Source organism: Pseudomonas donghuensis (assembly GCF_000259195.1).
GTDB lineage: Bacteria > Pseudomonadota > Gammaproteobacteria > Pseudomonadales > Pseudomonadaceae > Aquipseudomonas > Aquipseudomonas donghuensis.
Window position 1 is genome coordinate 53,420 of the sequence record NZ_JH650770.1, and the last position, 25,406, is coordinate 78,825.

General features: G+C 62.8%; 25 protein-coding genes. 9 read left to right on the forward strand and 16 right to left on the reverse strand.

What is annotated here, in order from left to right; genetic code table 11:
- Positions 1–30 precede the first annotated feature (30 nt).
- The 4 genes from UW3_RS0117960 to UW3_RS0117975 all read left to right on the forward strand — a co-directional run bounded on the left by UW3_RS0117960 (position 31) and on the right by UW3_RS0117975 (position 3,635).
- Positions 31–1,362, forward strand: a complete 1,332-nt coding sequence (locus UW3_RS0117960) for a TRZ/ATZ family hydrolase (RefSeq protein WP_010224146.1) — start codon at positions 31–33, stop codon at positions 1,360–1,362.
- Positions 1,363–1,423: 61 nt separating this feature from the next.
- Positions 1,424–2,122: a bifunctional 2-polyprenyl-6-hydroxyphenol methylase/3-demethylubiquinol 3-O-methyltransferase UbiG gene (gene ubiG, locus UW3_RS0117965; RefSeq protein WP_010224147.1), complete on the forward strand. Its 699-nt coding sequence runs from the start codon at positions 1,424–1,426 to the stop codon at positions 2,120–2,122.
- Positions 2,123–2,124: 2 nt separating this feature from the next.
- Positions 2,125–2,796, forward strand: a complete 672-nt coding sequence (gene mupP / locus UW3_RS0117970) for an N-acetylmuramic acid 6-phosphate phosphatase MupP (RefSeq protein ID WP_010224148.1) — start codon at positions 2,125–2,127, stop codon at positions 2,794–2,796.
- A gap of 98 nt (positions 2,797–2,894) precedes the next feature.
- Positions 2,895–3,635 carry a YciK family oxidoreductase gene (locus UW3_RS0117975; protein ID WP_010224149.1) on the forward strand — a complete coding sequence of 247 codons (741 nt, stop codon included), beginning with the start codon at positions 2,895–2,897 and terminating at the stop codon, positions 3,633–3,635.
- 2 nt (positions 3,636–3,637) lie between these two features.
- On the opposite strand, the gene UW3_RS0117980 is transcribed toward UW3_RS0117975, so the two are convergent.
- The 7 genes from UW3_RS0117980 to UW3_RS0118010 all read right to left on the reverse strand — a co-directional run bounded on the left by UW3_RS0117980 (position 3,638) and on the right by UW3_RS0118010 (position 11,376).
- Positions 3,638–4,432, reverse strand: coding sequence for an iron-containing redox enzyme family protein (locus tag UW3_RS0117980; protein ID WP_010224151.1), 795 nt, complete (start codon positions 4,430–4,432; stop codon positions 3,638–3,640).
- A gap of 36 nt (positions 4,433–4,468) precedes the next feature.
- Positions 4,469–6,925, reverse strand: coding sequence for an EAL domain-containing protein (locus UW3_RS0117985; RefSeq protein ID WP_010224152.1), 2,457 nt, complete (start codon positions 6,923–6,925; stop codon positions 4,469–4,471).
- A gap of 105 nt (positions 6,926–7,030) precedes the next feature.
- Positions 7,031–8,863, reverse strand: a complete 1,833-nt coding sequence (locus UW3_RS0117990) for an ABC transporter ATP-binding protein (RefSeq protein WP_010224153.1) — start codon at positions 8,861–8,863, stop codon at positions 7,031–7,033.
- Positions 8,856–9,488 (reverse strand): DsbA family protein, encoded by a 633-nt coding sequence (locus UW3_RS0117995; protein WP_010224154.1) that lies wholly within the window; start codon positions 9,486–9,488, stop codon positions 8,856–8,858. The genes UW3_RS0117990 and UW3_RS0117995 overlap by 8 nt, the downstream gene beginning before the upstream one ends.
- A gap of 3 nt (positions 9,489–9,491) precedes the next feature.
- Complete coding sequence (gene trhO / locus UW3_RS0118000; RefSeq protein WP_010224155.1) at positions 9,492–10,430, reverse strand: oxygen-dependent tRNA uridine(34) hydroxylase TrhO; 939 nt, start codon at positions 10,428–10,430, stop codon at positions 9,492–9,494.
- A gap of 109 nt (positions 10,431–10,539) precedes the next feature.
- Positions 10,540–10,839 (reverse strand): BolA family protein, encoded by a 300-nt coding sequence (locus UW3_RS0118005; RefSeq protein ID WP_010224156.1) that lies wholly within the window; start codon positions 10,837–10,839, stop codon positions 10,540–10,542.
- A 15-nt stretch (positions 10,840–10,854) separates the two neighbouring features.
- On the reverse strand, positions 10,855–11,376 hold the full coding sequence (locus UW3_RS0118010) for a DUF2059 domain-containing protein (RefSeq protein ID WP_010224157.1): 522 nt from the start codon (positions 11,374–11,376) through the stop codon (positions 10,855–10,857).
- A gap of 157 nt (positions 11,377–11,533) precedes the next feature.
- Between UW3_RS0118010 and UW3_RS0118015 the strand changes: the two genes are divergently transcribed.
- Complete coding sequence (locus tag UW3_RS0118015) at positions 11,534–12,928, forward strand: class II fumarate hydratase (RefSeq protein WP_010224159.1); 1,395 nt, start codon at positions 11,534–11,536, stop codon at positions 12,926–12,928.
- A gap of 1 nt (position 12,929) precedes the next feature.
- Here the strand turns inward: UW3_RS0118015 and UW3_RS0118020 are convergent, their stop codons facing one another.
- Both UW3_RS0118020 and pap read right to left on the reverse strand, forming a co-directional pair.
- Positions 12,930–13,886 carry a DMT family transporter gene (locus UW3_RS0118020; RefSeq protein ID WP_010224161.1) on the reverse strand — a complete coding sequence of 319 codons (957 nt, stop codon included), beginning with the start codon at positions 13,884–13,886 and terminating at the stop codon, positions 12,930–12,932.
- A 209-nt stretch (positions 13,887–14,095) separates the two neighbouring features.
- Positions 14,096–15,589 (reverse strand): polyphosphate:AMP phosphotransferase, encoded by a 1,494-nt coding sequence (pap, locus tag UW3_RS0118025; RefSeq protein WP_010224162.1) that lies wholly within the window; start codon positions 15,587–15,589, stop codon positions 14,096–14,098.
- Positions 15,590–15,724: 135 nt separating this feature from the next.
- On the opposite strand from pap, the gene mnmC reads away from it, so the two are divergent.
- Both mnmC and UW3_RS0118035 read left to right on the forward strand, forming a co-directional pair.
- Entirely contained in the window at positions 15,725–17,740 is a 2,016-nt protein-coding gene (mnmC, locus tag UW3_RS0118030; protein WP_010224163.1) for a bifunctional tRNA (5-methylaminomethyl-2-thiouridine)(34)-methyltransferase MnmC2/FAD-dependent 5-carboxymethylaminomethyl-2-thiouridine(34) oxidoreductase MnmC1, read from the forward strand.
- A gap of 131 nt (positions 17,741–17,871) precedes the next feature.
- The gene (locus UW3_RS0118035) at positions 17,872–18,099 is read left to right on the forward strand and encodes a YheU family protein (protein ID WP_010224164.1); all 228 of its coding nucleotides are present in this window, start codon (positions 17,872–17,874) and stop codon (positions 18,097–18,099) included.
- Between the two features lies 1 nt (position 18,100).
- Here the strand turns inward: UW3_RS0118035 and csrA are convergent, their stop codons facing one another.
- From csrA to UW3_RS0118050, 3 genes are all read right to left on the reverse strand, one after another.
- Positions 18,101–18,289, reverse strand: a complete 189-nt coding sequence (gene csrA / locus UW3_RS0118040; RefSeq protein ID WP_010224165.1) for a carbon storage regulator CsrA — start codon at positions 18,287–18,289, stop codon at positions 18,101–18,103.
- A 135-nt stretch (positions 18,290–18,424) separates the two neighbouring features.
- The gene (locus UW3_RS0118045) at positions 18,425–18,757 is read right to left on the reverse strand and encodes a YnfA family protein (RefSeq protein WP_010224166.1); all 333 of its coding nucleotides are present in this window, start codon (positions 18,755–18,757) and stop codon (positions 18,425–18,427) included.
- 53 nt (positions 18,758–18,810) lie between these two features.
- Positions 18,811–19,626 carry an SDR family oxidoreductase gene (locus UW3_RS0118050; protein WP_010224167.1) on the reverse strand — a complete coding sequence of 272 codons (816 nt, stop codon included), beginning with the start codon at positions 19,624–19,626 and terminating at the stop codon, positions 18,811–18,813.
- 242 nt (positions 19,627–19,868) lie between these two features.
- Here UW3_RS0118050 and UW3_RS28350 point away from each other — a divergent pair, with 242 nt between their 5' ends.
- Complete coding sequence (locus UW3_RS28350) at positions 19,869–20,021, forward strand: DUF3309 family protein (RefSeq protein WP_010224169.1); 153 nt, start codon at positions 19,869–19,871, stop codon at positions 20,019–20,021.
- Between the two features lie 121 nt (positions 20,022–20,142).
- Here UW3_RS28350 and UW3_RS0118060 read toward each other — a convergent pair whose 3' ends face one another.
- From UW3_RS0118060 to UW3_RS0118070, 3 genes are all read right to left on the reverse strand, one after another.
- The gene (locus UW3_RS0118060) at positions 20,143–21,801 is read right to left on the reverse strand and encodes a cation acetate symporter (RefSeq protein WP_010224171.1); all 1,659 of its coding nucleotides are present in this window, start codon (positions 21,799–21,801) and stop codon (positions 20,143–20,145) included.
- Complete coding sequence (locus UW3_RS0118065; RefSeq protein WP_010224173.1) at positions 21,798–22,109, reverse strand: DUF485 domain-containing protein; 312 nt, start codon at positions 22,107–22,109, stop codon at positions 21,798–21,800. The genes UW3_RS0118060 and UW3_RS0118065 overlap by 4 nt, the downstream gene beginning before the upstream one ends.
- A gap of 192 nt (positions 22,110–22,301) precedes the next feature.
- On the reverse strand, positions 22,302–23,150 hold the full coding sequence (locus UW3_RS0118070) for a glycine betaine ABC transporter substrate-binding protein (RefSeq protein WP_010224175.1): 849 nt from the start codon (positions 23,148–23,150) through the stop codon (positions 22,302–22,304).
- A gap of 224 nt (positions 23,151–23,374) precedes the next feature.
- Between UW3_RS0118070 and UW3_RS0118075 the strand changes: the two genes are divergently transcribed.
- On the forward strand, positions 23,375–24,931 hold the full coding sequence (locus tag UW3_RS0118075) for a glycoside hydrolase family 17 protein (RefSeq protein ID WP_010224177.1): 1,557 nt from the start codon (positions 23,375–23,377) through the stop codon (positions 24,929–24,931).
- A 91-nt stretch (positions 24,932–25,022) separates the two neighbouring features.
- On the opposite strand, the gene UW3_RS0118080 is transcribed toward UW3_RS0118075, so the two are convergent.
- On the reverse strand, positions 25,023–25,385 hold the full coding sequence (locus UW3_RS0118080; protein WP_010224179.1) for a hypothetical protein: 363 nt from the start codon (positions 25,383–25,385) through the stop codon (positions 25,023–25,025).
- Between the last annotated feature and the right edge of the window lie 21 nt (positions 25,386–25,406).

The following is a 25,406-nucleotide window of genomic DNA, read 5'->3' on the forward strand; positions in this document are numbered from 1 at the left end:
CTCACTTCCAGTCGCCCAGGGAAACCTGTCATGCCCAAACCCGCTACGCCGCTCGACCTGCTGCTCCTGCCTACCTGGCTGGTGCCGGTCGAACCTGCCGGGGTGGTATTGAAGGATCACGGCCTGGGCATCCGCGATGGGCAGATCGTGTTCATCGGCCCGCGCAGCCAGGCCCAGGCGTTTATTGCCAGCGAAACCCGCGAATTGCCGGGCTGCCTGCTCAGCCCCGGGCTGATCAACGCCCACGGCCACGCGGCGATGACCCTGTTTCGCGGCCTGGCCGACGATCTGCCGCTGATGACCTGGCTCGAAGAGCACATCTGGCCGGCCGAAGGGCGCTGGGTCGATGAAGCGTTCGTGCGTGACGGCACCGACCTGGCCATTGCCGAGCAGGTCAAAGGCGGTATCACCTGCTTCAGCGACATGTACTTCTACCCCAAGGTCGCCAGCGAGCGCGTGCACCTCAGCGGCATTCGCGCGCAGATCGCCGTGCCCCTGCTGGACTTCCCCATCCCCGGCGCGCGCAGCACCGACGAAGCCCTGCAGTTGGGCATCGAGCTGTTCGGCGACCTGCGCCACCACCCACGCATCAGTGTAGCGCTGGGCCCGCATGCGCCGTACACGGTGAGCGACGACAACCTGGAAAAGATCCGCGTCATTGCCGAAGAGCTGGACGCGCCGATCCACATGCACATCCATGAAACCGCCTTCGAGGTCGAGCAATCGCTGCAGACCCGTGGCGAGCGCCCGCTGGCTCGGCTGGCCCGTCTCGGCCTGCTCGGCCCGCGCCTGCAGGCGGTTCACATGACCCAGGTCAGCGACGAGGATCTGGCCCTGCTGGTAGAAAGCAACACCAGTGTGGTGCACTGCCCGGAGTCCAACCTCAAGCTGGCCAGCGGCTTCTGCCCGGTCGAGCGCTTGTGGCAGGCTGGCGTCAACGTTGCCGTCGGCACGGATGGCGCGGCCAGCAACAACGACCTCGACCTGCTCGGCGAAACCCGTACCGCGGCACTGCTGGCCAAGGCCGTGGCCGGTTCGGCCAGCGCCCTGGACGCCCACCGGGCGCTGCGCATGGCCACCCTCAATGGCGCCCGGGCCCTGGGCCTGGAGGCGATTACCGGTTCGCTGGAGCTGGGCAAGGCCGCCGACCTGGTCGCCTTCGACCTCTCGGGGCTGGCCCAGCAACCGCTGTATGACCCGGTTTCGCAACTGATCTACGCCAGCGGCCGGGACTGCGTGAAGCACGTCTGGGTTGCCGGTAAGCCACTGCTTGACGACCGGCGCCTGACCCGCCTGGACGAACAGGCCCTGCACGCCACCGCCTGCGCCTGGGGCCAGCGGATCGGCGAGCGCAACGAATAAGCGCCCGGCAGCCAGTGCTGGCGGGCAAGAGCAAATTATCCAAGATTCAGAGGACTGTTCCATGAGCAACGTCGACCACGCCGAAATCGCCAAGTTCGAAGCCCTGGCCCACCGCTGGTGGGACCGCGAGAGCGAGTTCAAGCCGCTGCACGACATCAACCCGCTGCGGGTCAACTGGATCGACGAGCGGGTCAAGCTGGCCGGCAAGAAAGTCCTCGACGTCGGCTGCGGCGGTGGCATCCTCAGCGAGGCCATGGCCCTGCGCGGCGCCACCGTCACCGGTATCGACATGGGCGAAGCGCCGCTGGCCGTGGCCCAGCTGCACCAGCTCGAGTCCGGGGTCAACGTCGAGTACCGGCAGATCACCGCCGAAGCCCTGGCCGAAGAAATGCCCGAGCAGTTCGACGTGGTTACCTGCCTTGAGATGCTCGAGCACGTGCCGGACCCGTCCTCGGTGATTCGCGCCTGCTTGCGCATGGTCAAGCCCGGCGGCCAGGTGTTCTTCTCGACCATCAACCGCAACCCCAAGGCCTACCTGTTCGCCATCATCGGCGCCGAATACATCATGAAGCTGCTGCCGCGCGGCACCCACGACTTCAAGAAATTCATCCGCCCGTCCGAGCTTGGCGCCTGGAGCCGCGATGCCGGCCTGACCGTCAAGGACATCATCGGCCTGACCTACAACCCGCTGACCAAGCACTACAAGCTGGCCAACGACGTTGACGTCAACTACATGATCCAGACCCTGCGCGAGGAATAAGCATGCGTTTGCGAGCGGTACTTTTCGACATGGACGGCACCCTGCTCGACACGGCGCCGGACTTCATCGCCATCTGCCAGGCCATGCTCGCCGAGCGCGGCCTGCCGGCCATCGACGACAAGAAAATCCGCGACGTGGTCTCGGGCGGCGCCAAGGCCATGGTGTCGGCGACCTTCGACCTCGACCCTGAAGCCGAAGGTTTCGAGGCCCTGCGCCTGGAGTTCCTCGAGCGTTACCAGCAGGGTTGCGCGGTGCACAGCAAGCTTTACGACGGCATGGCCGAACTGCTGGCCGACATCGAGAAAGGCAACCTGATCTGGGGCGTGGTCACCAACAAGCCGGTGCGCTTCGCCGAGCCGATCATGCAGCAACTGGGCCTGAGCGAACGGTCGGCGCTGCTGATCTGCCCGGACCACGTGAAGAACAGCAAGCCGGACCCCGAGCCGCTGATCCTCGCTTGCAAGACCCTCAACCTGGACCCGGCCAGCGTGCTGTTCGTCGGCGACGACCTGCGTGACATCGAGTCGGGCCGCGATGCCGGCACCCGCACTGCGGCGGTGCGCTACGGCTACATTCATCCAGATGACAACCCCAACAACTGGGGCGCGGATGTGGTGGTCGATCATCCGCTGGAGCTGCGCAAGGTGCTCGATAACGCGCTTTGCGGCTGCTGAACCTTCGTACCGGCAAGGCCGGCTCCCACAGGTCACCACCAACCTTGTGGGAGCTGGCTTGCCAGCGATGAAGCCATCACCTATCTAGAGGTAACCCCATGTTCGATTACTCTGCCCGCCCCGACCTGCTCAAAGGCCGGACCATTCTGGTCACCGGCGCCGGTCGCGGCATCGGTGCGGCCGCGGCCAAGAGCTACGCCGCCCATGGCGCCACCGTCTTGCTGCTGGGCAAGACCGAAGCCAACCTGAGCCAGGTCTACGATGAGATCGAAGCGGCTGGCCACCCGAAACCCGCGGTCATTCCGTTCAACCTGGAAACCGCCCTGCCGCACCAGTACGACGAGCTGGCAGCGATGATCGAAGCCGAGTTCGGCCATATCGACGGCCTGCTGCACAATGCCTCGATCATCGGCCCGCGCACGCCGCTGGAGCAGCTCTCGGGCGACAACTTCATGCGCGTGATGCAGGTCAACGTCAATGCCATGTTCATGCTCACCAGCACCCTGCTGCCGCTGCTCAAGCTGTCGGCGGATGGCTCGGTGATCTTCACCTCCAGCAGCGTCGGGCGCAAAGGCCGAGCCTACTGGGGTGCCTATGGGGTGTCGAAGTTCGCCACCGAGGGCCTGATGCAGACCCTCGCCGACGAGCTTGAAGGGGTGGCGCCGGTGCGTGCCAACAGTGTCAACCCGGGCGCCACCCGTACCAGCATGCGCGCCCAGGCCTACCCTGCGGAAACCCCGGAAAACAATCCGCTGCCAGAGCAGATCATGCCGGTCTACCTGTACCTGATGGGCCCGGACAGCACTGGCATCAACGGCCAGGCCTTCAACGCCCAGTAAGCTCAGCCCTCGGCCAGCTCCGCCCGCGCCCGGGCGGGCTGCTGGCGCTGTTCCTGCTCGTGCTGCATGCAGCGCTCAAGGAACAGGAACATGTAGTCGTAGCTCTTGCAGACGGCCCGGCGCAGTTCGGTTTGCAGCGCCACCGACGGGTTGTTGCCGGCCAGGGTGCAGACGATCTCCAGGGCTTCCCACGGATGCGCGTCATCGTACTGGGCGTGCATCTTCAGCCATTTCATGGCGCGCTTGCGGCCTTCCTCCGGGAAACCCTGGGCGTAGACGCCAGTCGAGCAAACCAGCGCCGACCACTCACCGGTTGCACCTTCGATGGCGTAGTTGGTAGCGGCAATGGCAACCACCAGCGAATCGGTCGCACACGTGTGCCAGCACCAGTCGCTGAGGGCATTGAGTTCGCTGGGGACTTGCTGCGCCTGCAGGTCTTCGAGGGCGACGCCATGGGCCTGGGCCCAGAACAGCCAGTAATCGGCATGGTTGAGTTCGACGCGGATGTTGCGCATCAGCCAGCGCCGCGCCATGTCTTCGCCGGGGTGGCGGGCGTACTGGGTCTTGGTGAGGTTCTTGGCCATGTACAGGGAGAACTGTTCGACCACCGGCCAGCCGCCAATCAGGTACTGGCGCATGGTCCGGCCACTGAGGCGACCATCACGCATACGTTGATAAAGCTCGTGCTCCACCACCCGACGCTTGCTCTCGCTGCAGTCCTTGATCAACTGCTGGGCCCAAAACGGGTAACTGCTGGGGTCCATCAATGGACCAGTACGAATAAACGCGTCAATCACTGTCAGCTCCTTGTTCCTTGTGATTTTCGGTGGATCTCAGCGAAAGGTCCCCGGCGCCTTGAACAACAGGGGCCTTGCAGCAATCCGTTTGCGCTGCAAGCTGTCACAGGTGAACACCTGTGGCCGCTCGATCAGGTATCCCTGGGCGTAGTCGACGCCAATCTCCTGCAGGGCCTGCTCGATCAACGGGGTTTCGACAAACTCGGCGATGGTGCGTTTACCCATCACGTGACCGATGTGGTTGATCACCTCGACCATGGCCCGGTTGATCGGGTCATCGAGCATGTCCTTGACAAAACTTCCGTCGATTTTCAGGAAGTCTACAGGCAAATGCTTCAAATAGGCGAACGACGACATACCGGCGCAGAAGTCATCCAGCGAGAACCGGCAACCTAGCCCCTTGAGCTCGTTGATAAAGCGGATGGCACTGCCCAGGTTGGCGATTGCACTGGTTTCAGTGATTTCGAAACAAATCATGTGCGGCGGAATGGCGAACTCAGCAAACAGCCGCTGCAGGTACTCAAGAAACTTGTCGTCACCGATACTGCTGCCCGACAGGTTGATCGCGCACATGGCCAATGGGCCGTCGCGTTGCTCGTCCAGGCATTGGCGGATGACCTTGAACACACTGCGCACCACCCAACGGTCCAGCGCGGTCATCAGGCCATAGCGCTCGGCGGCGGGAATGAAGCTGTCAGGGAGGATGATGCGGCCGCTCTCGTCGTGCAGGCGCAGGAGGATCTCGATATGCCCGACGCCTTCATGGGGCCCCAGGGCGGCAATTTCCTGGGCATAGAGGCAGAAGCGGTTCTCTTCCAGGGCCACGTGCAGGCGCTGGATCCAGGCCATCTCGCCAAAACGCATGGACAGCTCACTGTCGTCGGCGTGGTACACCTGCACGCGGTTGCGGCCCTTTTCCTTGGCCATGTAGCACGCCATGTCGGCTGCCCGCAGCGAGGCTTCCAGGGTGGCCGGCCCTTGGGCGATATGCACCAGCCCCAGGCTCACGGTGGTCATGAATGGCCGCCCCTTCCACACGAAGTGCAGGCTCTGCACCGCCTGGCGCAAGCTCTCGGCAATGCGTTCAGCCTGCTCCTGGGGGCAGTTCTCCAGCAGGATGCCGAACTCGTCGCCGCCCAGCCGCGCCAGGGTATCGCCTTCGCGCAGCCCGGCCTGCAACACGGCGCAGATATGGCGCAGCAGCTCGTCCCCGGCAGCATGGCCACAGGTATCGTTGACCAGCTTGAACTGGTCCAGGTCAAGAAACATCAAGGAGTGGCGCGCCGGTTTGCGTGCCAGCGCATTGAGCGCCAGTTCCAGGCGGTATTCGAACTCGCGGCGATTGGCCAGGCCCGTCAGGGCATCGTGGGTCGCCTGCCAGGACAGGTTGGCGATGTACTGACGCTCCTGGGTCATGTCGTGAAGCACCAGGACGATGCCACTGACCTTGCCCTCAGCCATGATCGGCGCGCCCACCAGGGTGACCGACACAGTGCTGCCGTCCAGACGCTGGATCAGTTTGGTGTGTTCGCTGCCGCCCTTGAGCCCGCCCTCAAGTACGCGCTCGACCAGGGTCAGGCTGTCTTTTTCGGCATTCTCGTCCAGCAGGCTGAACAGCGCCGCCAGGGGCAAACCCTGGGCCTGGGCCGCATGCCAGTGGGTCAGCTGTTCGGCCGCGGGATTCATGTAGGCGATACAGCCTTCGACATCGGTGGTGATGACGCCATCGCCGATGGATTCGAGGGTGATCTGCGCCCGCTCCTTCTCCACTTCCAGGGCATTGGCAAAGGCCTGGCGCTGGGCCAGCAGCTTGCTCGAGCGCATCCAGGCCAGGGCAATCAGGAACAGTGCGGTCGCAAGGTTGGTGACCAGCAATACCCGCAGCAACATTCGCGAGCCTTCGCCCAGGGCGTCGCTGAAAGCCCGCGCGGCCGGGGTCACGGCATCGTTGATCGCAGCAATCTGCGCCTTCCAGCCCGCGACCCTACGGGCATCGGCCTGGCCTGAACGAAAACCGTTGTGCATCTGCTCGGCGACTTCATCCAGCTGGCGCAGGAATCCGTCACCGACCGCCCACAGCTCGATGGCCTCCTGCATATAGCTGACCTGGTGAAAGTTCAGGTACAGCCAGATCACACTGGACACGTCGTCGGGATGGTTGCCGCCCTGGAGAATGCCACGGCGCGCGGCGTCGATATCCGGGCTCGGCAGGTCGAGGGCCACGCGCAGGTCATGGCCACCCTGGGGCACGGCAATCGCCTTGCGATACTTTTTGAAAACCGCCTCGTCGCGGCTGTCAGCGTACAGGTTGAGGTAATAGATAGCGTCTTTCTGGCCCTTGGACCACAAGCTCTCGCCCGCCACATAACCACGCACTGCCGACAGCGCGTACAGGCTGATGCTCCCGAGCAAGGCCTGAAACAGTACAACAGCAACAAATGGCCAGATAATGCCCAACAACTTTGGCGCTTCGAGAGTCCGTTTTCGCTTCATGAGGTCCCTTGCAACAGAGCCGGATGAATCTCACCTACAAAAGCACAGCCTAGGCTATTTGCTATTAATACTGGAGAGCTTTTCTCACATGCACAGCAATTTGCCCTAACTCTGTTGCAAATGGCCGTACAGCTTGGCGTACAAGCCACCTTCGGCGATCAATTGCTGGTGATCGCCGTCCTCGGCGACATGGCCGCCGTCGAACACCAGCACCCGGTCGGCCTGCTTCACCGCCGAGAGGCGGTGGGCAATGATCAGGGTGGTGCGGGCACTGAGAAAACGAGTCAGGGCCTGGTGCAGGTTGTATTCGGTGGCCGCATCCAGGGCCGAGGTGGCCTCGTCGAGGATCACCACCTTGGGCTCGGCCAGCACCATCCGCGCAATCGCCAGGCGCTGGCGCTGGCCGCCGGACAAGCGCACGCCAGAGCGGCCAACCACGCTGTCCAGGCCTTGCGGCAAGGCGGCAATGGTGGTGTCGAGCTGGGCGATGTTCAGCGCCTGCCAGCAGGCATCATCGCTGCAGTCGCGCCCCATGGTCAGGTTGGCGCGCACCGTGTCGTTGAACAGTGACGGGTGCTGCAGCACCACCGCCACATGCTCACGCAGGGTTTCCAGGCCGATTTCCTGCAGGGTCGAGCCACCAAAGCGGATGGTCCCGGCCTGGGCGCTGTACAGGCCCAGCAGCAATTGCACCAAGGTGCTCTTGCCGCCGCCGCTGGCACCAACGATCGCGACCTTCTCGCCCGGGGCGATCGACAGGTTGAGCTGATCGAGCACCGGCTCGTCGTTGTAGGCAAAGCGCAACCCCTGCACTTCGATGCCAACGGTGTCGCGCCCCTTGAACGGGTCTACGCCACCGGGATACTGCGGCTCGTCGGCACGCGCCAGCAGTTCGTTGAGCCGGCTCAGGGCGCCACCGGCGGCGTAATAGGCGTACTGCAGGTTCAGCAGTTGCTCGACCGGGCCGATCATGAACCACAGGTAGCTGAACACCGCCAGCATCTGCCCGATCGACAAATCGGAGAACAGCACCGTGAGCATCGCCGCGGCGCGGAAAATATCGATACCGAACTGGAACAGCAAGCCGCTGGCACGTCCGCTGGCATCGCTTTTCCATTGCGAGGCGACAGCGTAGTTGCGTACCTCCTGGGCGCGCAGGCCAAGGCGGCCGAGGAAATAGCCCTGACGGTTGCTGGCGCGGATTTCCTGGATCGCGTCGAGGGTTTCGGTCAGTGCCTGGGTGAAGCGCGAGGTACTGTCGTTCTCCAGTTTTTTCAGGTGCTTGACCCGCTTGCCCAACTGCACCGTGGCAAAGATCACCAACGGGTTGAACAACAGAATCAGCAGCGCCAGCTTCCAGTGCATCCACATCAGGATGGCGGCGGTGCCGGTCAGGGTCAGCATGGCCACCAGGAAGCGACTGAGGGTTTCGCCGACAAACTTGTCGAGGGTATCGAGGTCGGTGACCAGGTGGGTGGTCACGGTACCGCTGCCCAGGCTCTCGTATTCGCTGAGGGAGATGCGCTTGAGGCGCTCGATCAGACGAATGCGCAAGCGGTAGACGATGTCCTTGGCCAGGCCCGCAAACAGCTTGGCCTGCACCACATTGAAGGCCAAGGCGGCGCAACGCAGGGTCAGGGTGAACAGCAGCATCAGGCCGATGTAGCCGGCGGCAACCTGCCAGTTGCCGGGGAGGAACTGGTTCATCCACTTCAGCGCGGCATCGCCATGCCCCAGCAGCACTTCATCGACCAGCAACGGCAGCAGCAAGGGGATCGGCACACTGCACAGCGCTGCCAGCACGGCCACGCCATTGGCGATCCACAGGGCTTTTTTATGCCGCAGGGCCAGGCGGCGGATTTCTGCCCAGCTCAAGCGATCAGCATGCACAGGGCCTGGCCCTGGTACCGGGTCGGGTGAACCCGGCAGGTCAAGCACAGGCGGCCTGCTTCAGCCAGCGGCCGAGCAGCGGTTCGAGGGATTCGAGGGTCTGGTAGCCGTTGGTCAGCAAAGCCAGCTGGCCATTGCGTTCGGCCAGCAGGGTCGGGAAGCCGGCGATGCCCAGGTCCTGGACCCAGGTGAAGTCCGCCGCCGTGGCCGAGCGTTGTTCGGCGCTGGTAAAGGCCTCGGCAAAGGCTGCGCGCTCGTAACCGGCCTGCTCGGCCAGCTCCACCAGCAAAGGCGCGCGGGTGACGTCTTCGCCACGCAGGTAGAACGCTTGCTGGATCAGCTTGAGCAACGTGCCGACATGCTGCGGGTCAAGGCTGCGCGCGGTGACCAGGGCCCGGCAGGCAGGCTCGGTGTCGTAGACAAAACCGTCAGGCAGCGCACCTTCGAACTGAAAATCCTGCCCGGTGGCGTCGTGCACCGCCTGCCAGTGATCGAGGATGTAACCGCGCGTCGAGACATCCAGCGCCCGGCTGCCGGAACGCAGGCCACCCAGCACTACCTGGGTCGGTACGCCTGCTGCCCGCGCCTGGGCGATCAGGGCCTCGGCGACAGGGGCAAAGCCCCAGCACCAGGAGCACATCGGGTCCATCACATAAAGCAGGCGTGCGGACATCAATCAGGCCTCGGCAGCTTTGCGGTAATTGTGACCGATCGGGTGAGGCTGATTGCGCGCCTTGGCCAGCTCGATCTGCTTCTGCCGGTCAATGGCACTGCGTCGGGTCTTTTCGCTCAGGCTGTCCCAGCAATGCGGGCAACTGATGCCTGGCGAGTAGTGCTCGGACGCACGGTCTTCCACGCTGATCGGGGTGCGGCAGGCATGGCACTGGTCGTAATCGCCCTCGGTCAGGTCGTGACGCACGGTGACCCGGTTGTCGAACACGAAGCAGTCGCCCTGCCAGCGGCTTTGATCCTGCGGCACCTCTTCGAGGTATTTGAGGATCCCGCCTTTAAGATGATAGACCTCTTCAAAACCCTCGCCGAGCATATAGCTGGAGGCTTTCTCGCAGCGGATGCCACCGGTGCAGAACATCGCCACTTTCTTGTGCTTGGCCGGGTCGAAGTTGGCCTTGATGTACTCGGGGAACTCGCGGAAGGTGGTGGTCTTGGGGTCGATCGCGCCGTCGAAGGTGCCGATCGCCACTTCGTAGTCGTTGCGGGTATCGATCAGCAGCACTTCAGGGTCGCTGATCAGCGCGTTCCAGTCCTGGGGCTCGACGTAGGTGCCGACCTTGTAGTTCGGGTCCACGCCCGGCACGCCGAGGGTGACGATCTCTTTCTTGAGCTTGACCTTGGTGCGGTAGAACGGCTGTTCGTCGCAGTAGGATTCCTTGTGGTCGATATCCACCAGGCGCGCATCGCTGCGCAGCCAGGCCAGCAGGCCGTCGATGCCTTCACGGGTACCGGAGACGGTGCCGTTGATACCTTCCTCGGCCAGCAACAAGGTGCCCTTGATGCCGTTGGCCATCATGCTCTCGAGCAGCGGCTCGCGCAGCTCGACGTAATCTTTCAGGGTGACGAATTTGTACAGCGCCGCGACGACGATAGCTTGGGACATGCAGTAACTTCTCCAGGTGGTCGCCCTCGCAAAGGGCGGACCGGATGCCAAATAAAAACGCGCCGACAAGCGGCGCGTTGAGCATTCTAGCAAAAACCTGACGAGGAAATCAGTGCTTGCTGCCACCGGCACAGGTCGGCGAGGCCGGGGCGACGCCGATTTTCTGCCATTCCTGCGGCGTGTAGGTGTGCAGTGCCAGGGCATGGAACTGGCTCATCAGCTCACCGAGGGTGGCGTAGACCTTCTGGTGACGCTTGACACTGTTCAGGCCTTCGAACTGCTCGCTCACCAGCACCGCCTTGTAGTGGGTCTGCTGCCCACGGCTGTGCATGTGGCTTTCATCGAGCACCTCAAGGTGCTGGGGTGCCAGCGCCTGCAGGCTCTGCTCGATTTTTTGCTGCATGGTCATGTCAGGCTCCGCTGGTTACTTCTTGGCCGGCGCGGCCTTGCCGGCGTTCGGATCGAGTTCATTGGTCATGTCAGCCAGCAGCTTGTTGACCACCGGTACCGCGCTTTCCAGTTTCTGCTGGGTCAGCTGGGCCGATTGCTGAGTCACCTGCGGCATCTTCTCCAGGACTTTCTTGCCCAGCGGCGACTGGTAGAACGCTACCAGGTCCTTGAGTTCGCTTTCGGTGAAGGTGCTGGTGTAGAGCTTGACCATGTCCGGCTTGAGCTTGTTCCAGCCAATGGCCTGGTCCAGGGCGGCGTTGGCTTTGGCCTGGTAGCTGTCGAGCACGGACTTCTTCGAGGCGGGTGCCTTGGTCTGCTCGAAACGCTGGGCAAACATCTGCTGCACCTGCATGTAGACCGGAGTACCGAGCTTGTCGGCATGTGCCATCATGAGGAATTTTTCAGCACTGGCGTTGTGGCTGGCGGTATCTGCAAGCACCTGGCCGCTGGCGCAGACCAGCGCTACAGCAGTGCAGAGGGCGCGAAGACGGGTCATCGGAATTCCTTCAAGTAGACAGAGGAGGTAGTACCCCAGAGTAGAGCATTCTGCGCCGACAGTGGCACAGTGCTCAAGTGGATCGACGCGCGATGGAACCGCGATGTCGAATAAGGACCTAAACTGCGAATTCAGACCACAAGGGAGTGAGCGCAGCATGAGCCGTATCGAAACTGACAGCCTGGGGCAGGTCGAAGTTCCTGACCAGGCCTACTGGGGTGCCCAGACGCAACGCTCGCTGATCAATTTTGCCATCGGCAAGGAACGCATGCCGCTGGCGGTCTTGCATGCCCTGGCACTGATCAAAAAAGCCGCAGCACGGGTCAACAACCGCAACGGAGACCTTCCGGCGGACATCGCCCGACTGATCGAACAGGCCGCCGACGAGGTGCTCGACGGCCAGTTGGATGACCAGTTTCCACTCGTCGTCTGGCAGACCGGCAGTGGCACCCAGAGCAACATGAACGTCAACGAAGTGATAGCCGGCCGGGCCAACGAACTGGCCGGCAAGGGTCGAGGCGGCAAAGCGCCAGTCCACCCCAACGATCACGTCAACCGTTCGCAGAGCTCCAACGACTGCTTCCCCACCGCCATGCACATCGCTGCCGCCCAGGCGGTGCAGCACAAGCTGCTGCCAGCGATTGGCGAATTGTCGTCGGGGCTGGCGGAACTGGCAGCGCGCCATCAGCATCTGGTGAAGACCGGCCGTACCCACATGATGGACGCCACGCCGATCACCTTCGGCCAGGAACTCTCGGCCTATGTCGCCCAGCTCGATTACGCCCAACGCGCCATTCGCTCGGCGCTGCCAGCGGTGTGCGAGCTGGCCCAGGGCGGCACTGCCGTGGGCACCGGCCTGAATGCCCCGCACGGGTTTGCCGAAGCCATTGCCGCCGAGCTTGCCGCCCTTTGCGGCCTGCCTTTTGTTACCGCGCCGAACAAGTTCGCCGCCCTGGCCGGCCATGAACCGTTGACCACCCTCGCCGGCGGCCTGAAAACCCTCGCCGTGGCGCTGATGAAGCTGGCCAACGACCTGCGCCTGCTCGGCTCCGGCCCGCGCGGCGGCATTGCCGAAGTGCGCCTGCCGGCCAACGAGCCGGGCAGCTCGATCATGCCCGGCAAGGTCAACCCGACCCAATGCGAGGCCCTGTCGATGCTGGTCTGCCAGGTATTGGGCAATGACACCGCGATCGGCTTTGCCGCAAGCCAAGGGCACTTGCAGTTGAACGTGTTCAAGCCGGTGATCATCCACAACCTGCTGCAGTCCATCGACCTGCTGGCTGACGGTTGCAGCAACTTCCAGCAGCACTGCATTGCCGGTATCGAACCGGATACCGAACAGATGGCCGCGCACCTGGAGCGCGGGCTGATGCTGGTGACCGCGCTCAACCCGCACATCGGCTACGACAAGGCGGCGGAAATCGCCAAGAAGGCCTACAGCGAAGGCACCACCCTGCGCGCGGCGGCGCTGACCCTGGGCTACCTGACCAACGAGCAGTTCGACCAGTGGGTACGCCCGGAAAAAATGCTCGAACCGGGCGACAAGGGCTGAGTCACCGGGCCAGGCGTACGCGCCTGGCCCGCCAGCCGGCCATGATCGACGGGCCCAGGGCGGTCAGCGCCGAACCCAGCACCACCACCAGCGCACCGATGTAGCCCAGGGTGTTGATCTGCTCGGCGTGCACGTAGTCGGGCCAGAACCAGGCCGCCAGGGCCACGGCGACGAAGGTGATCAACGGCGTAATCGCCAGGGTCGCGCTGACCTTGGAGGCTTCCCAGTGCGCCAGGGCTTCGGCAAAGGCGCCATAGGCCACCAGGGTGTTCAGGCAGCAGGCGAGCAACAGCCAGCCTTGCAGCGGGCTCAATTGCAGGGCTTCGAGCGGATGCACCCAGGGCGTCAGCAGCGCCGCGCAGCACAGGTAGATCACCATCATCACCTGCAGTGAATTCCACACCGTCAGCAGTTGCTTCTGGCTCAGGGCATAGAACACCCAGATGGTGGTCGCCAGCAAAATGGTCAGCACGCCGGTGGTATAGACACTCAAGGAGCTCAACAGCTCATCCAGGCGCTGATTGAAAAACAGGCCAAAGCCCACCAGCAGGATCGCCAGGCCCATGCCCTGCCCCAGGCTGAATCGCTCCTTGAACAGGAACACACTGGCCACCAGCAACAGCACCGGGCCCATCTGCACCACCAGTTGCGCAGTGCCGGGGCTGAGCAACTTGAGCCCGACCAGGTACAGGACATAGTTGCCGACCAGGCCGCAGGTGGCCAGCAACACCAGGCCCCAGCCCTTGCGCCCGAGGTTGTCGAACGAGGGCAGGCGCTTGCTCGCCGCCAGCCAGGCCAGCAGCAGACCACCGGAAACCAGCAGGCGAAACCAGGTCACGGTGATCGGGTCCATCACCTGCAGCACCTGTTTGAGCTTGATCGGCAAGATACCCCAGAGCACGGCGGTCAGTAGCGACAAGGACAGACCGTAAACCCAGCGTCCGGAAGAAATATGCATAACCAGCCTCGATAGCCCTGTGGTGGGGGGAAACCGGATTCTACGGGGTGGGCTGGTGGGGAGACAGGCGCGATTGTGGAAAAGAATTCAGTACTTCATTCCCTGAGTTCCTGCTGGCGCCGCTACGCGCCCCATCGCCGGCAAGGCCGGCTCCCACAAGGCCAGGTTTGCACCCTTTCTGTGGGAGCTGGCTTGCCGGCGATGAGGTCCTATTTCTTGTCCTTCTTGAACGCCGCCTCCAGCGCCTCATTGATGGTGCGCAAAACCTTGACCCGCGCCCAGCGCTTGTCATTGGCCTCAACCAGGGTCCAGGGCGCGATCTCGGTGCTGGTGCGATCAACCATGTCGCCCACCGCCTCCGCGTACTGCCCCCATTTTTCGCGGTTGCGCCAGTCTTCCTCGGTGATCTTGAAGCGCTTGAACGGGATCTGCTCCCGTTCCTGGAAGCGCTCGAGCTGGGTCTGTTCGTCGATCGACAGCCAGAACTTGACCAGCACGACCCCGGCGTTGCTCAGTTGCTCTTCAAAGTCGTTGATCTCGCCATAGGCACGCATCCAGTCAGCCTGGCTGCAAAAGCCTTCGACCCGCTCGACGAGCACCCGGCCATACCAGGAGCGATCGAACACGGTGAACTTGCCGCGCGCCGGAATGTGCCGCCAGAAACGCCACAAATAAGGCTGATCGCGCTCTTCTTCGGTGGGCGCGGCAATCGGTATGATGCGGTACTGACGCGGGTCTAGCGCCGCCGCAACCCGGCGGATGGCACCGCCCTTGCCCGCCGCATCATTGCCCTCGAAAACCGCGATCAGCGCATGCCGGCGCATGCGTTTGTCACGCAGCAAACCGGCCAGGCGCGCTTGCTCGGTGATCAACTGCTCCTGGTAGTCGTCCTTGTCCAGGTGCAGGCTCAGGTCGAGGCTGCCAAGCAGGCTCCGCTGGTCGATGCTTTCGCCCAGCGGGGCGATGTTGGCCTGGTGGATCGGTGCGTGATTGGCCTTGAGCGCCGCCTGCAGCCCTTCGAGCAGAATCTTGCCCACGGCCAGGCTGCGGTAATGCGGATCGACGCCTTCGATCACGTGCCAGGGCGCGTAGTCACGGCTGGTTTGCCGCAGCACCCGCTCACCAAAGCGCACGAAACGGTCGTAGGTCTCCGACTGCTGCCAGTCCAGCGGGCTGATCCGCCAGCTGTGCAACGGGTCGTCATTGAGCGCCTTGAGCCGGGCCTTCATCTGCTTCTTGGACAGGTGGAACCAGAACTTGAAGATCAGCGCGCCTTCATCGCAGAGCATCTCCTCCAAGCGCTCGGCGCCACGAATGGCCTGGTCGAGCACGGCATCCTTGAACTGGCCATGCACCCGCCCCTGAAGCATCTGGCTATACCAGTTGCCAAAAAACACGCCCATCCGCCCCTTGGCCGGCAGTGCCCGCCAATAGCGCCAGGCCGGTGGCCGGGCGAGCTCTTCGTCGGTCTGCTGGTCGAAGGTGCGCACCTCGATCAAGCGCGGGTCCATCCATTCGTTGAGCAGCTTGACTGTCTCGCCCTTGCCGGCGCCTTCGATGCCGTTGATCAGCACCAGCACCGGAAAACGCGCCTGCTGCTTGAGTTCGAACTGGGCTTCCAGCAGCGCTTCACGCAGTGCCGGAACCTCGGCTTCATAGGTGTCTTTATCGATGGCGTGACCAATTTCAGCGGATTCGAACATACCAGGCTCCCTACATGGATAAGCAAGACTAGCGGATTGTAAAAACCTTTGTCGGTACAAAACAAAGCCTGCCGCAGGTCAAACAGCCTGGCACCGATCAGCTAAAATGGCCCTCTTGCCAACGCTGAGCCGAACATGACCGAAGTAACCCAATACGCCCAGATCGACTGGGATGACCAAGGCCGACCGCACTCGCGCCAATACGATGACATCTATTTCTCCAAGGAGCAGAGCCTGGAGGAAACCCGTCATGTGTTCATCGACCAGAACGACCTGCGCCGGCGTTTCACTGCGCTGCAGCCGGGCCAGTGCCTGGTGATCGGTGAAACCGGCTTCGGTACCGGCTTGAACTTCTTCTGCGCCTGGCAGCTGTTTGCCGAGTGCGCCCCGCGTGATGCGCGGCTGCATTTCATCAGCGTCGAAAAATACCCCCTGACCCGCGCCGACCTCGGCCGCGCCCTGGCTCTGTGGCCGCAACTGGCGCCGTTCAGCAGCCAGTTGCTGGCTCAATACGTGGCGGTGCACCAAGGCTTCCAGCCGTTTGTGTTCGAGCAGGGCCGGGTGCGCCTGACCTTGATGATCGGTGACGTGCTGGAGCAATTGCCGCAGCTCGATGCCCAGGTCGACGCCTGGTTCCTCGACGGTTTTGCCCCGGCCAAGAACCCGCAAATGTGGACCCCGGAACTGTTCGCCCAGATCGGCCGGCTGTCATCGCCCACGGCCACCCTCGGCACCTTCACCAGCACTGGCTGGGTGCGCCGGGGCCTGATCGCCGTGGGCTTTACCATGAAGCGCATTCCCGGCATCGGCAAGAAATGGGAAATCCTGCGCGGGACCTTCAATGGCCGGCCAGCCGAGCAGCCACTGCCGCCCGCCAGCGCGCCGTGGTTTGCTCGCCCGCCGGTATTGCCAGGGCCGCGCCAGGCGCTGGTGATCGGCGCCGGCCTGGCCGGTTGCGCCAGCGCCGCCAGCCTTGCCGCCCGCGGTTGGCAGGTGAAAGTGCTGGAGCGCCATGCAACGCCGGCGGCGGAAGCCTCGGGCAACCCGCAAGGGGTGCTGTACCTGAAATTATCCGCGCACGGCACGGCCTTGTCGCGCTTGATCCTCAGCGGTTTCGGCTACACAAGGCGGCTGCTCGAACGCCTGCAGCGCGGGCAGGATTGGGATGGCTGCGGGGTGCTGCAACTGGCGTTCGACGCCAAGGAAGACCAACGCCAGCAGCAACTGGCCGAGGCCTTCAACCCGCAATTGCTGCAACGCCTGGACCGCGAGCAGGCCGAGCAGCTGGCCGGGGTTGCCCTGGGCAGTGGCGGGCTGTTCTACCCCGAAGGCGGCTGGGTGCATCCGCCGGCGCTGTGCCAGGCCCAGTTGCAGCACCCGAACATCACCCTGCTGCCCCATCATCAGGTGCTGCAACTGCGCAAGGTCGACGGCCTGTGGCAAGCCTGGGAAAGTGAAAAGCTGCTGGCCAGCGCACCGCTGGTGGTACTCGCCACCGCCGCCGAGATCCATAGCTTCGAGCCTTGCGCCGGGCTGCCGCTCAAGCGGATTCGTGGCCAGATCACCCGCCTGCCGGTTACTGCACAGAGCCAGGCCTTGAGCACCGTGGTCTGTGCCGACGGCTACGTGGCACCACCGCGCAATGGCGAGCACACCCTCGGCGCCAGCTTCGATTTCCACAGCACCGACCTGACGCCCACCACTGGCGAGCATGTCGGTAACCTCGGCTTGCTCGAAGCGATCTCCAGCGACCTGGCCCAGCGCCTGGGCGCCCACGACCTCGACCCGCACGCGTTGCAGGGCCGCGCCGCGTTTCGCTGCACCAGCCCCGACTATCTGCCGATTGTCGGCCCGCTGGCCGACCAGGCGCAGTTAAACGAGGTTTACGCCGTGCTGGCCTGGGATGCCCGGCAGATCCCCGACAGCCCCTGCCCCTGGCTCGAAGGCCTGTTCATCAACAGCGGCCATGGCTCGCGCGGGCTGATCACCGCGCCACTTTCTGGCGAAATGATCGCCGCCTGGGCCGACAACGCGCCGCTGCCAGTGCCTCGCGCCGTCGCCGAAGCGTGCCACCCGAATCGCTTCATGTTGCGTGATCTGGTCAGAAGCAAAAATGCAGCGGCAAGCGGCAAGCCACACGCTAAAAGCTGACCGGCCCGGCTCTGTCTTAAGGACTTGTGTGCGGATTAGACAGCCTGGTCGGCAACAAACATTGGCGCCTACACAGCCAGGACAGGTTTCGCGTAGCATGGCGGTACCTTTTCGCCAGACCTGTCCTGTTCATGCTGATTCCCTACGACCAACTGGAAGCCGAAACCCTCACCCGCCTGATCGAGGATTTCGTCACCCGCGACGGCACCGACAACGGTGACGACACGCCGCTGGAAACCCGCGTGCTGCGGGTACGCCAGGCGCTGGCAAAAAAACAGGCATTCATCCTGTTTGATCTCGACAGCCAGCAATGCCAGCTGCTGGCCAAGCACGACGTGCCCAGGGAACTGCTCGATTGATTTAGCCGGCCACCGCCTGCTTGGCCAACTGCTCGACAATGCGCTTGTAGATCTCTGCCCGGTGCACCTCGACGTGCCGGGGGGCACTGATGCCAAAGCGCACCGTATTGCCGTCCACCGACAACACCTTGATCTTGATGTGATCGTCAATGGCGATGATTTCGCCTATTTCGCGGCCTATTACCAACATGCTCCGATCCTCCACAAATCAGGAAGTTCGGAGACTGCACGGGGCGCCGGACGCCTTCAATGCTCTGACAACTAATTAGACAGATCCCACCTAACTAGGCGATTTTGCCTACAGATTCTTGTTGTTTTAGACCCTTCAGGCAGTCTGTAGACGTGGTCCGAGCACGATGATGCTGGCACCCAGCACGCACAGCAGCGCGCCGATCCAGTCACTGCCCAGCGGCCGGGCTCGCTCGACCAGCGCCAGCCAGAGCAACGATGTGACGATGTAGATACCGCCATAGGCGGCATAGGCGCGCCCGGCGTAAGCGGCCTCGACCCGGGTGAGGATCAGGGCGAACAGGGACAGGCTGAGCAGGGCCGGGGCAATCCACCAAGCGCTCTTGCCCAGGCGCAGCCACAGGTAGATGGCATAACAACCGGCGATCTCGAAGACCGCCGCGAGAAAAAACCACAGGTAATTGATCACACCAGGTACTCAAGGCTGTTCAAGGGATGGCCAAGAATACCTGATGCCGACGCTCAAGCCTGGGACGGTCGGGCCTTGGCGCGCATTTTCTCGGCCATGCTGGCCATTTCGTCGTAGAGCAGCTGCGGGGTGCGCTGCTTGAGCTTCCAGGCTTCACGGCCCTGTTCATGGGGCAGAATCAGGAACTCGCCGGCGGCCACTTGCTGGTGAATGTAGTCGGCGATATCGGCGGCGCTGATCGGCGAGCTTTCCAGCAGCTTGCCGACCTGGGCCTTCATTGCCGGGGTCGGACCGCGGAACGAGTCGAGCAGGTTGGTCTGGAAGAACGACGGGCACACCACATGCACGGCGACCTCATGCTGGCGCAGCTCGATCAGCAGGCTTTCCGACAGGGCCAGCACACCAGCCTTGGCAACGTTGTAGTTGCTCATCGCCGGGCCTTGCATCAAGGCCGCCATCGAAGCGATGTTGATGATCGTGCCCTTGCTGCGCTCCAGCAGCGGCAGGAAGGCCTTGCAGCCCTTGACCACGCCCATCAGGTTGATCGCGATCTGCCAGTCCCAGTCTTCCAGCGACAGCTCGGCGAAAAAGCCGCCAGAGGCCACCCCGGCGTTGTTGACGATCACATCGATACCACCGAGCTTTTCTTCACAGGCCTGGGCCAGGGCGGTCAACTGGCTGTAGTCGCGCACATCGCAGCGCTGCACAAAGCCGTCAGCGCCAGTTTCGCGTACCAGCGCCAGGGTTTCCTTGAGGCCGGCCTCGTTGACATCGGCCAGGGCCAACCGCCACCCCTCGCGCGCCCAGCGCAAGGCAATTTCGCGCCCAAGCCCTGAGCCGGCACCGGTAATCATCATGCGCTTTTGCATAGCAGGCTGCCTTGTACTGTTCTGGAAAGTTCAGGCCAGTGTAGCGAAGGCAAGGCCGCGACCCACGCTGTATCAGGATGCTGAATGGGCGGGGCAAACAGCGGTGAAAGTGGCGTGTTAACAACCGATAAAACTTTTAGCCACTGGCAGCAGTCGGAATTAACAGGCGGGCATGAAACACATGACCGAAGAGATGGATTGCAGCGTAACGCCTACTTCTCAAGCCAAACAAGGAAACTGCCATGGGCACCATACTTATCATCATCCTGATTCTGCTGTTGATCGGTGGCTTACCCGTCTTTCCGCACTCCAGAAGTTGGGGCTATGGGCCATCCGGCATCATCGGTACGGTGCTGATCATCCTGTTGATCCTGTTATTGCTCGGCAAGATATAGAAAAGCTGCAAGCCATAAGCGGCAAGCCGCAAGTCAAAGCAGTACGCGTACGGCTTCAACTTGCGGCTTGTGGCTTGTGGCTTGTGGCTGGAAAGGCAGCCAAAGGCTGCCTTTTGCCTACTTAGTGAGACACCGCACCGCTGGCACCCAGGCCAGTCTGCGAGCGCACGAACTGCGGGAAGAACAGCGCCCGTTCATCATCGGCGGCCTTGGACTTGTCGGTGATCGAGAAGAACCAGATACCGGCAAAGGCAATGAGCATCGAGAACAGCGCAGGGTACTCATACGGGTAGATCGCCTTCTCGTGGCCGAGAATCTGCACCCAGATGGTCGGGCCGAGAACCATCAGCGCCACCGCACTGACCAGGCCCATCCAGCCGCCAATCATGGCGCCACGGGTGGTCAGCTTCTTCCAGTACATCGACAGCAGCAGTACCGGGAAGTTACAGCTGGCAGCGATGGAGAACGCCAAGCCAACCATGAACGCGATGTTCTGGCTTTCAAAGAGGATACCCAGGCCGATCGCCAGTACGCCCAGGGCGATGGTGGTGATCTTCGAGACGCGGATTTCATCCTTCTCGTTGGCCTTGCCCTTCTTGATCACGCTGGCATACAGGTCGTGGGAGACCGCCGAAGCACCGGCCAGGGTCAGGCCGGCAACCACTGCCAGGATGGTGGCGAAGGCCACTGCCGAGATGAAGCCGAGGAACACGCTGCCACCTACCGCGTTGGCCAGGTGTACCGCGGCCATGTTGTTGCCGCCGATCAGGGCGCCAGCGACGTCCTTGAATTGCGGGTTGGTGCTGACCAGCAGGATCGCGCCGAAGCCGATGATGAAGGTCAGGATGTAGAAGTAGCCGATGAAGCCCGTGGCGTAGAGCACGCTCTTGCGCGCTTCCTTGGCATCGCTGACGGTGAAGAAGCGCATCAGGATGTGCGGCAGGCCGGCGGTACCGAACATCAGTGCCAGGCCAAGGGAGAACGCCGAGATCGGATCTTTGACCAGGCCACCGGGGCTCATGATCGCTTCACCTTTGGGGTGAACCTTGATCGCCTCGGAGAACAGCGCGTTGAAGTCGAAGTTGACGTGCTTCATCACCATCAGCGCCATGAAGCTGGCACCGGAGAGCAGCAACACGGCCTTGATGATCTGCACCCAGGTGGTCGCGAGCATGCCGCCGAACAGCACGTACATGCACATCAGGATGCCGACCAGAATCACCGCGACATGGTAGTCGAGGCCGAACAGCAACTGGATCAGCTTGCCGGCGCCAACCATCTGCGCGATCAGGTAGAAGGCCACCACCACCAGCGAACCGGAGGCCGACAGGGTGCGGATTTCCTTCTGCCCAAGGCGGTACGAAGCGACGTCGGCAAAGGTGTATTTGCCCAGGTTACGCAAGCGTTCGGCGATCAGGAAGAGGATGATCGGCCAGCCGACCAGAAAACCGATCGAGTAGATCAGGCCATCGTAGCCAGAGGTGAACACCAGGGCGGAAATACCCAGGAAAGAGGCTGCCGACATGTAGTCGCCAGCAATCGCCAGACCGTTCTGAAAACCGGTGATGCGCCCGCCGGCGGCGTAGTAGTCAGAGGCGGACTTGTTACGTTTGGATGCCCAGTAGGTGATGCACAGGGTGGCACCGACGAAGGCGACGAACATGACGATCGCCGACACGTTCAACGGTTGCTTCTGCACCGCGCCGGTGAGGGCGTCAGCGGCCCAGACGGCGGGTGCAAAAACGCCGAAGGCCAGGGTTGCCAGTAGACGCCGGATCATTGCTGAGCCTCCTTGAGGATCGCCTTGTTCATCTCGTCGAACTCGCCGTTGGCGCGACGCACGTAGATGGCCGTGAGGATGAAGGCCGAGACAATCAGACCGACGCCGAGGGGAATACCCCAGGTGATCGACGAGTCAGGGCTGAGCTTGGCACCCAATACATGCGGGCCATAGGCAATCAACAGGATGAAGGCGGAATAGAGACCGAGCATGATCGCCGAGAGAATCCAGGCGAAGCGTTCGCGTTTTGAAACCAGCTCCTTGAACCGCGGGCTGTTTTGTATCGAGAGATAAATGCTGTCGTTCATTGTTTTTGTCCTCGCAGCACAGATTAGGTAGAACCCACTCCACTTTATGCTGCCTTCGGACGCACTCCAGACGACCTTAGTCTTAGATGCAAAACTCTTTTACCGAATCGGTAACAGCCTGAAACGACAAGGGCCGCGACAGCGTTTTCGCTGCCGCGGCCCTGGAAGGTGCCAGATAGAAGCCTTAGGCCATTATTTGCCGGTCCACTGTGCTACGCGTTCCGGGTGCTTGGCTACCCAGTCCTTGGCTGCGGCCTCGGGTTTAGCGCCCTCTTGAATGGCCAGCATGACCTCGCCGATTTCATCCTTGGACTGCCACTGGAAGTTTTTCAGGAATGCCGCCACTTCCGGGGCTTTCTTGTCCAGTTCCTTGCTGCCGATGCTGTTGACGGTTTCAGCAGCGCCATACACGCCTTTGGGGTCTTCGAGGAACTTGAGCTTCCACTTGGCGAACATCCAGTGCGGTACCCAGCCGGTCACCGCGATCGATTGCTGCTTGGCATAGGCGCGGCCCAGCTCTGCGGTCATCGCCGCGCCGGAGCTGGCCTGGAGTTTGTAACCGCTCAGGTCATAGTCCTTGATCGCCTGGTCGGTCTTGAGCATCACGCCGGAACCTGCGTCGATGCCGACGATTTTCTTCTTGAAGCTGTCATCGGCCTTGAGGTCGGCCAGGGAGTTGGCCTTGACGTACTCGGGGACGATCAGGCCGATCTTGGCATCCTTGAAGTTGGGGCCGTAGTCGACCACGTTGTCCTTGTTCTTGGTCCAGTATTCGCCATGGGTTACCGGCAGCCAGGCCGAGAGCATGGCATCGAGCTTGCCGGTAGCCACCCCCTGCCACATGATGCCGGTGGCCACGGCCTGCAGTTTGACGTCATAGCCGAGTTTCTGCCTGATGACTTCGGCGGCGACGTTAGTGGTCGCCACACTGTCGGACCAGCCATCGACATAGCCGATGCTCACTTCCTTGGCCAGCGCTTGCCCCGCGCCAATGGCCATTACCAGGGCGGTGCCCACCCCCAGGAGTCGTCGCATTTTCATCCAAGCATCCCCTCGTCACGTCACGGAAGCTGCATCATCAACCGCGCATGGTTGCTGACCTGCTCTGGTAACGACCTCAAGGCAACGAGAAACGACATCACATCGCCAGCAACGTGGATCGTTACATCAAGCAACATCCACCGCGGCCAACTTTGCCGCCCAAGGCTTTGGCCTGAGCCATTTGCAGGTACTATTGCCGGCTTTGTTCCCAGACGGTCCGATCCATGTCCTCGACTGCGCGCTTCCCGCTTTTACCCTACCTGTTCGCCTGCCTACTGGGCCTGTTTGCCCTGGGGGGCCTGTGGTACGGCCTGGGCAAACCGGTGGTACTGCCGGATGCGGCCAGCGCTTCACACAAGCTGCAGTGCGCCTCCTACACGCCATTCGACAAGGACCAATCACCCTTCGACCAGCCGTTCCAGCTGCGCCCGGCGCGCATGGACGCGGACCTGGCCTTGCTGGCGCAGCGCTTCGAGTGCATCCGTACCTATTCGATGACCGGGCTTGAGGCGATCCCGGACCTGGCCCGCAAGCATGGCCTGAAGGTGATGCTCGGCGCCTGGATCAACGCCAACCCGGTGGATTCGCAAAAGGAGGTCAAGGCCCTGATCGCCTCGGCCAATGCCAACCCGGATGTGGTCAAGGCGGTGATCGTCGGTAACGAAACCCTGCTGCGCAAGGAGGTCACCGGCCCGCAACTGGTGGCGCTGATCAACCAGGTGAAAAGCCAGGTCAGCGTGCCGGTGACCTACGCCGATGTCTGGGAGTTCTGGCTGCAACACCCCGAGATCGCCCCGACGGTGGACTTCCTGACCATCCACCTGCTGCCCTACTGGGAAGATGATCCCAAGAGCATCGACGATGCCCTGGTGCACGTTGGCGAGATTCGCCAGGTGTTCGGCAACCGCTTCGCGCCCAAGGACATCGTCATTGGCGAAACCGGCTGGCCGAGCGAAGGCCGCCAGCGCGAAACCGCCCTGCCCAGCCGGGTCAACGAAGCGCGTTTCATCCGTGGCTTCGTGGCCATGGCCGAACAGCAGGGCTGGAAGTACAACCTGATCGAAGCCTTCGACCAACCGTGGAAACGTGCCAGCGAAGGCGCCGTAGGCGGTTATTGGGGCCTGTATGACGCCGATCGCCAGGACAAGGGCATCCTTGAAGGGCCGGTGAGCAACCTGGCGTTCTGGCCGCAGTGGCTGGGCGTCGGTGTTGCGCTGTTCGCCACCACCCTGCTGCTGGCCGGGCGTGTGCGCGGTACCCGCGCGGCCTTGCTGGTGCCGTTGCTGGCGGCACTGGGCGCCGCCAGCCTGGGCCTGTGGGGCGAAATGGTGCGAATCAATAGCCGATTTGCCGGAGAGTGGATCTGGGCGCTCCTGCTGGCGGGCCTCAACCTGCTGGTACTGGCCCATGGCGCGCTGGCGTTGTCGCAGCGTCAGGGTTGGCGTGGGCGCGCCTTCGCCTGGCTTGAAGCACGTGCCGGAGGGTGGTTGCTGGCGGCAGGTTTTGCGGCGGCGGTGAGTATGCTGGCGCTGGTGTTCGACCCGCGCTATCGCAGTTTCCCGAGCCCGGCACTGTTGTTGCCAGCGGTCGTGTACCTGTTGCGGCCGGTACCGGCACGCCGGGCCGAAGCAGCCTTGCTGGCGTTGATCGTTGGCGGCGGCATTGCCCCGCAGTTGTTCCTTGAAGGGCTGAGCAACCAGCAAGCGCTGGTCTGGGCCGGGGTGAGCGTACTGATGGTGGCGGCGTTGTGGCGCAGCCTGAGGGTTCGGCTTCAGCAGTAACCGGGGCTGCTTCGCACCCCATCGCTGGCAAGCCAGCTCCCACAACAGCCCCTGTGGGCGCTGGCTTGCCAGCGATGGCAGCGCCGCAATGTCAGCTGGAGCGCCGCACCAGGCGCAACCCCGCCAGCACCACCGCGAACACCGCAATGCTCGCGGTATACAACACCAGCGCCGGAATCCCGCACACCAGCGCCGCCACCCCCAGGCGCCAACCTGCGCGCCCAGGCACCAGCGTGGCCAGCAGCGCCAGGCCCAGGGCCGACCAGGCCAGCAGCCTGAAGTGAATCATCAAGCCCATGACCGAGCGCGCCTGGCAGCCCCACAATTGTGCCTGATCGGCGCAGGTGGCGAGCCAGTGGGCGTCCTCCATCAGCACATAGCGCAGCCCATAGCTTGCCGCCAGCCACAAAGGCAGGAACACCAGCAAAGCGATCAGCGGTAAACGACGGGACATGCGACACTCCAGAAACGTGAA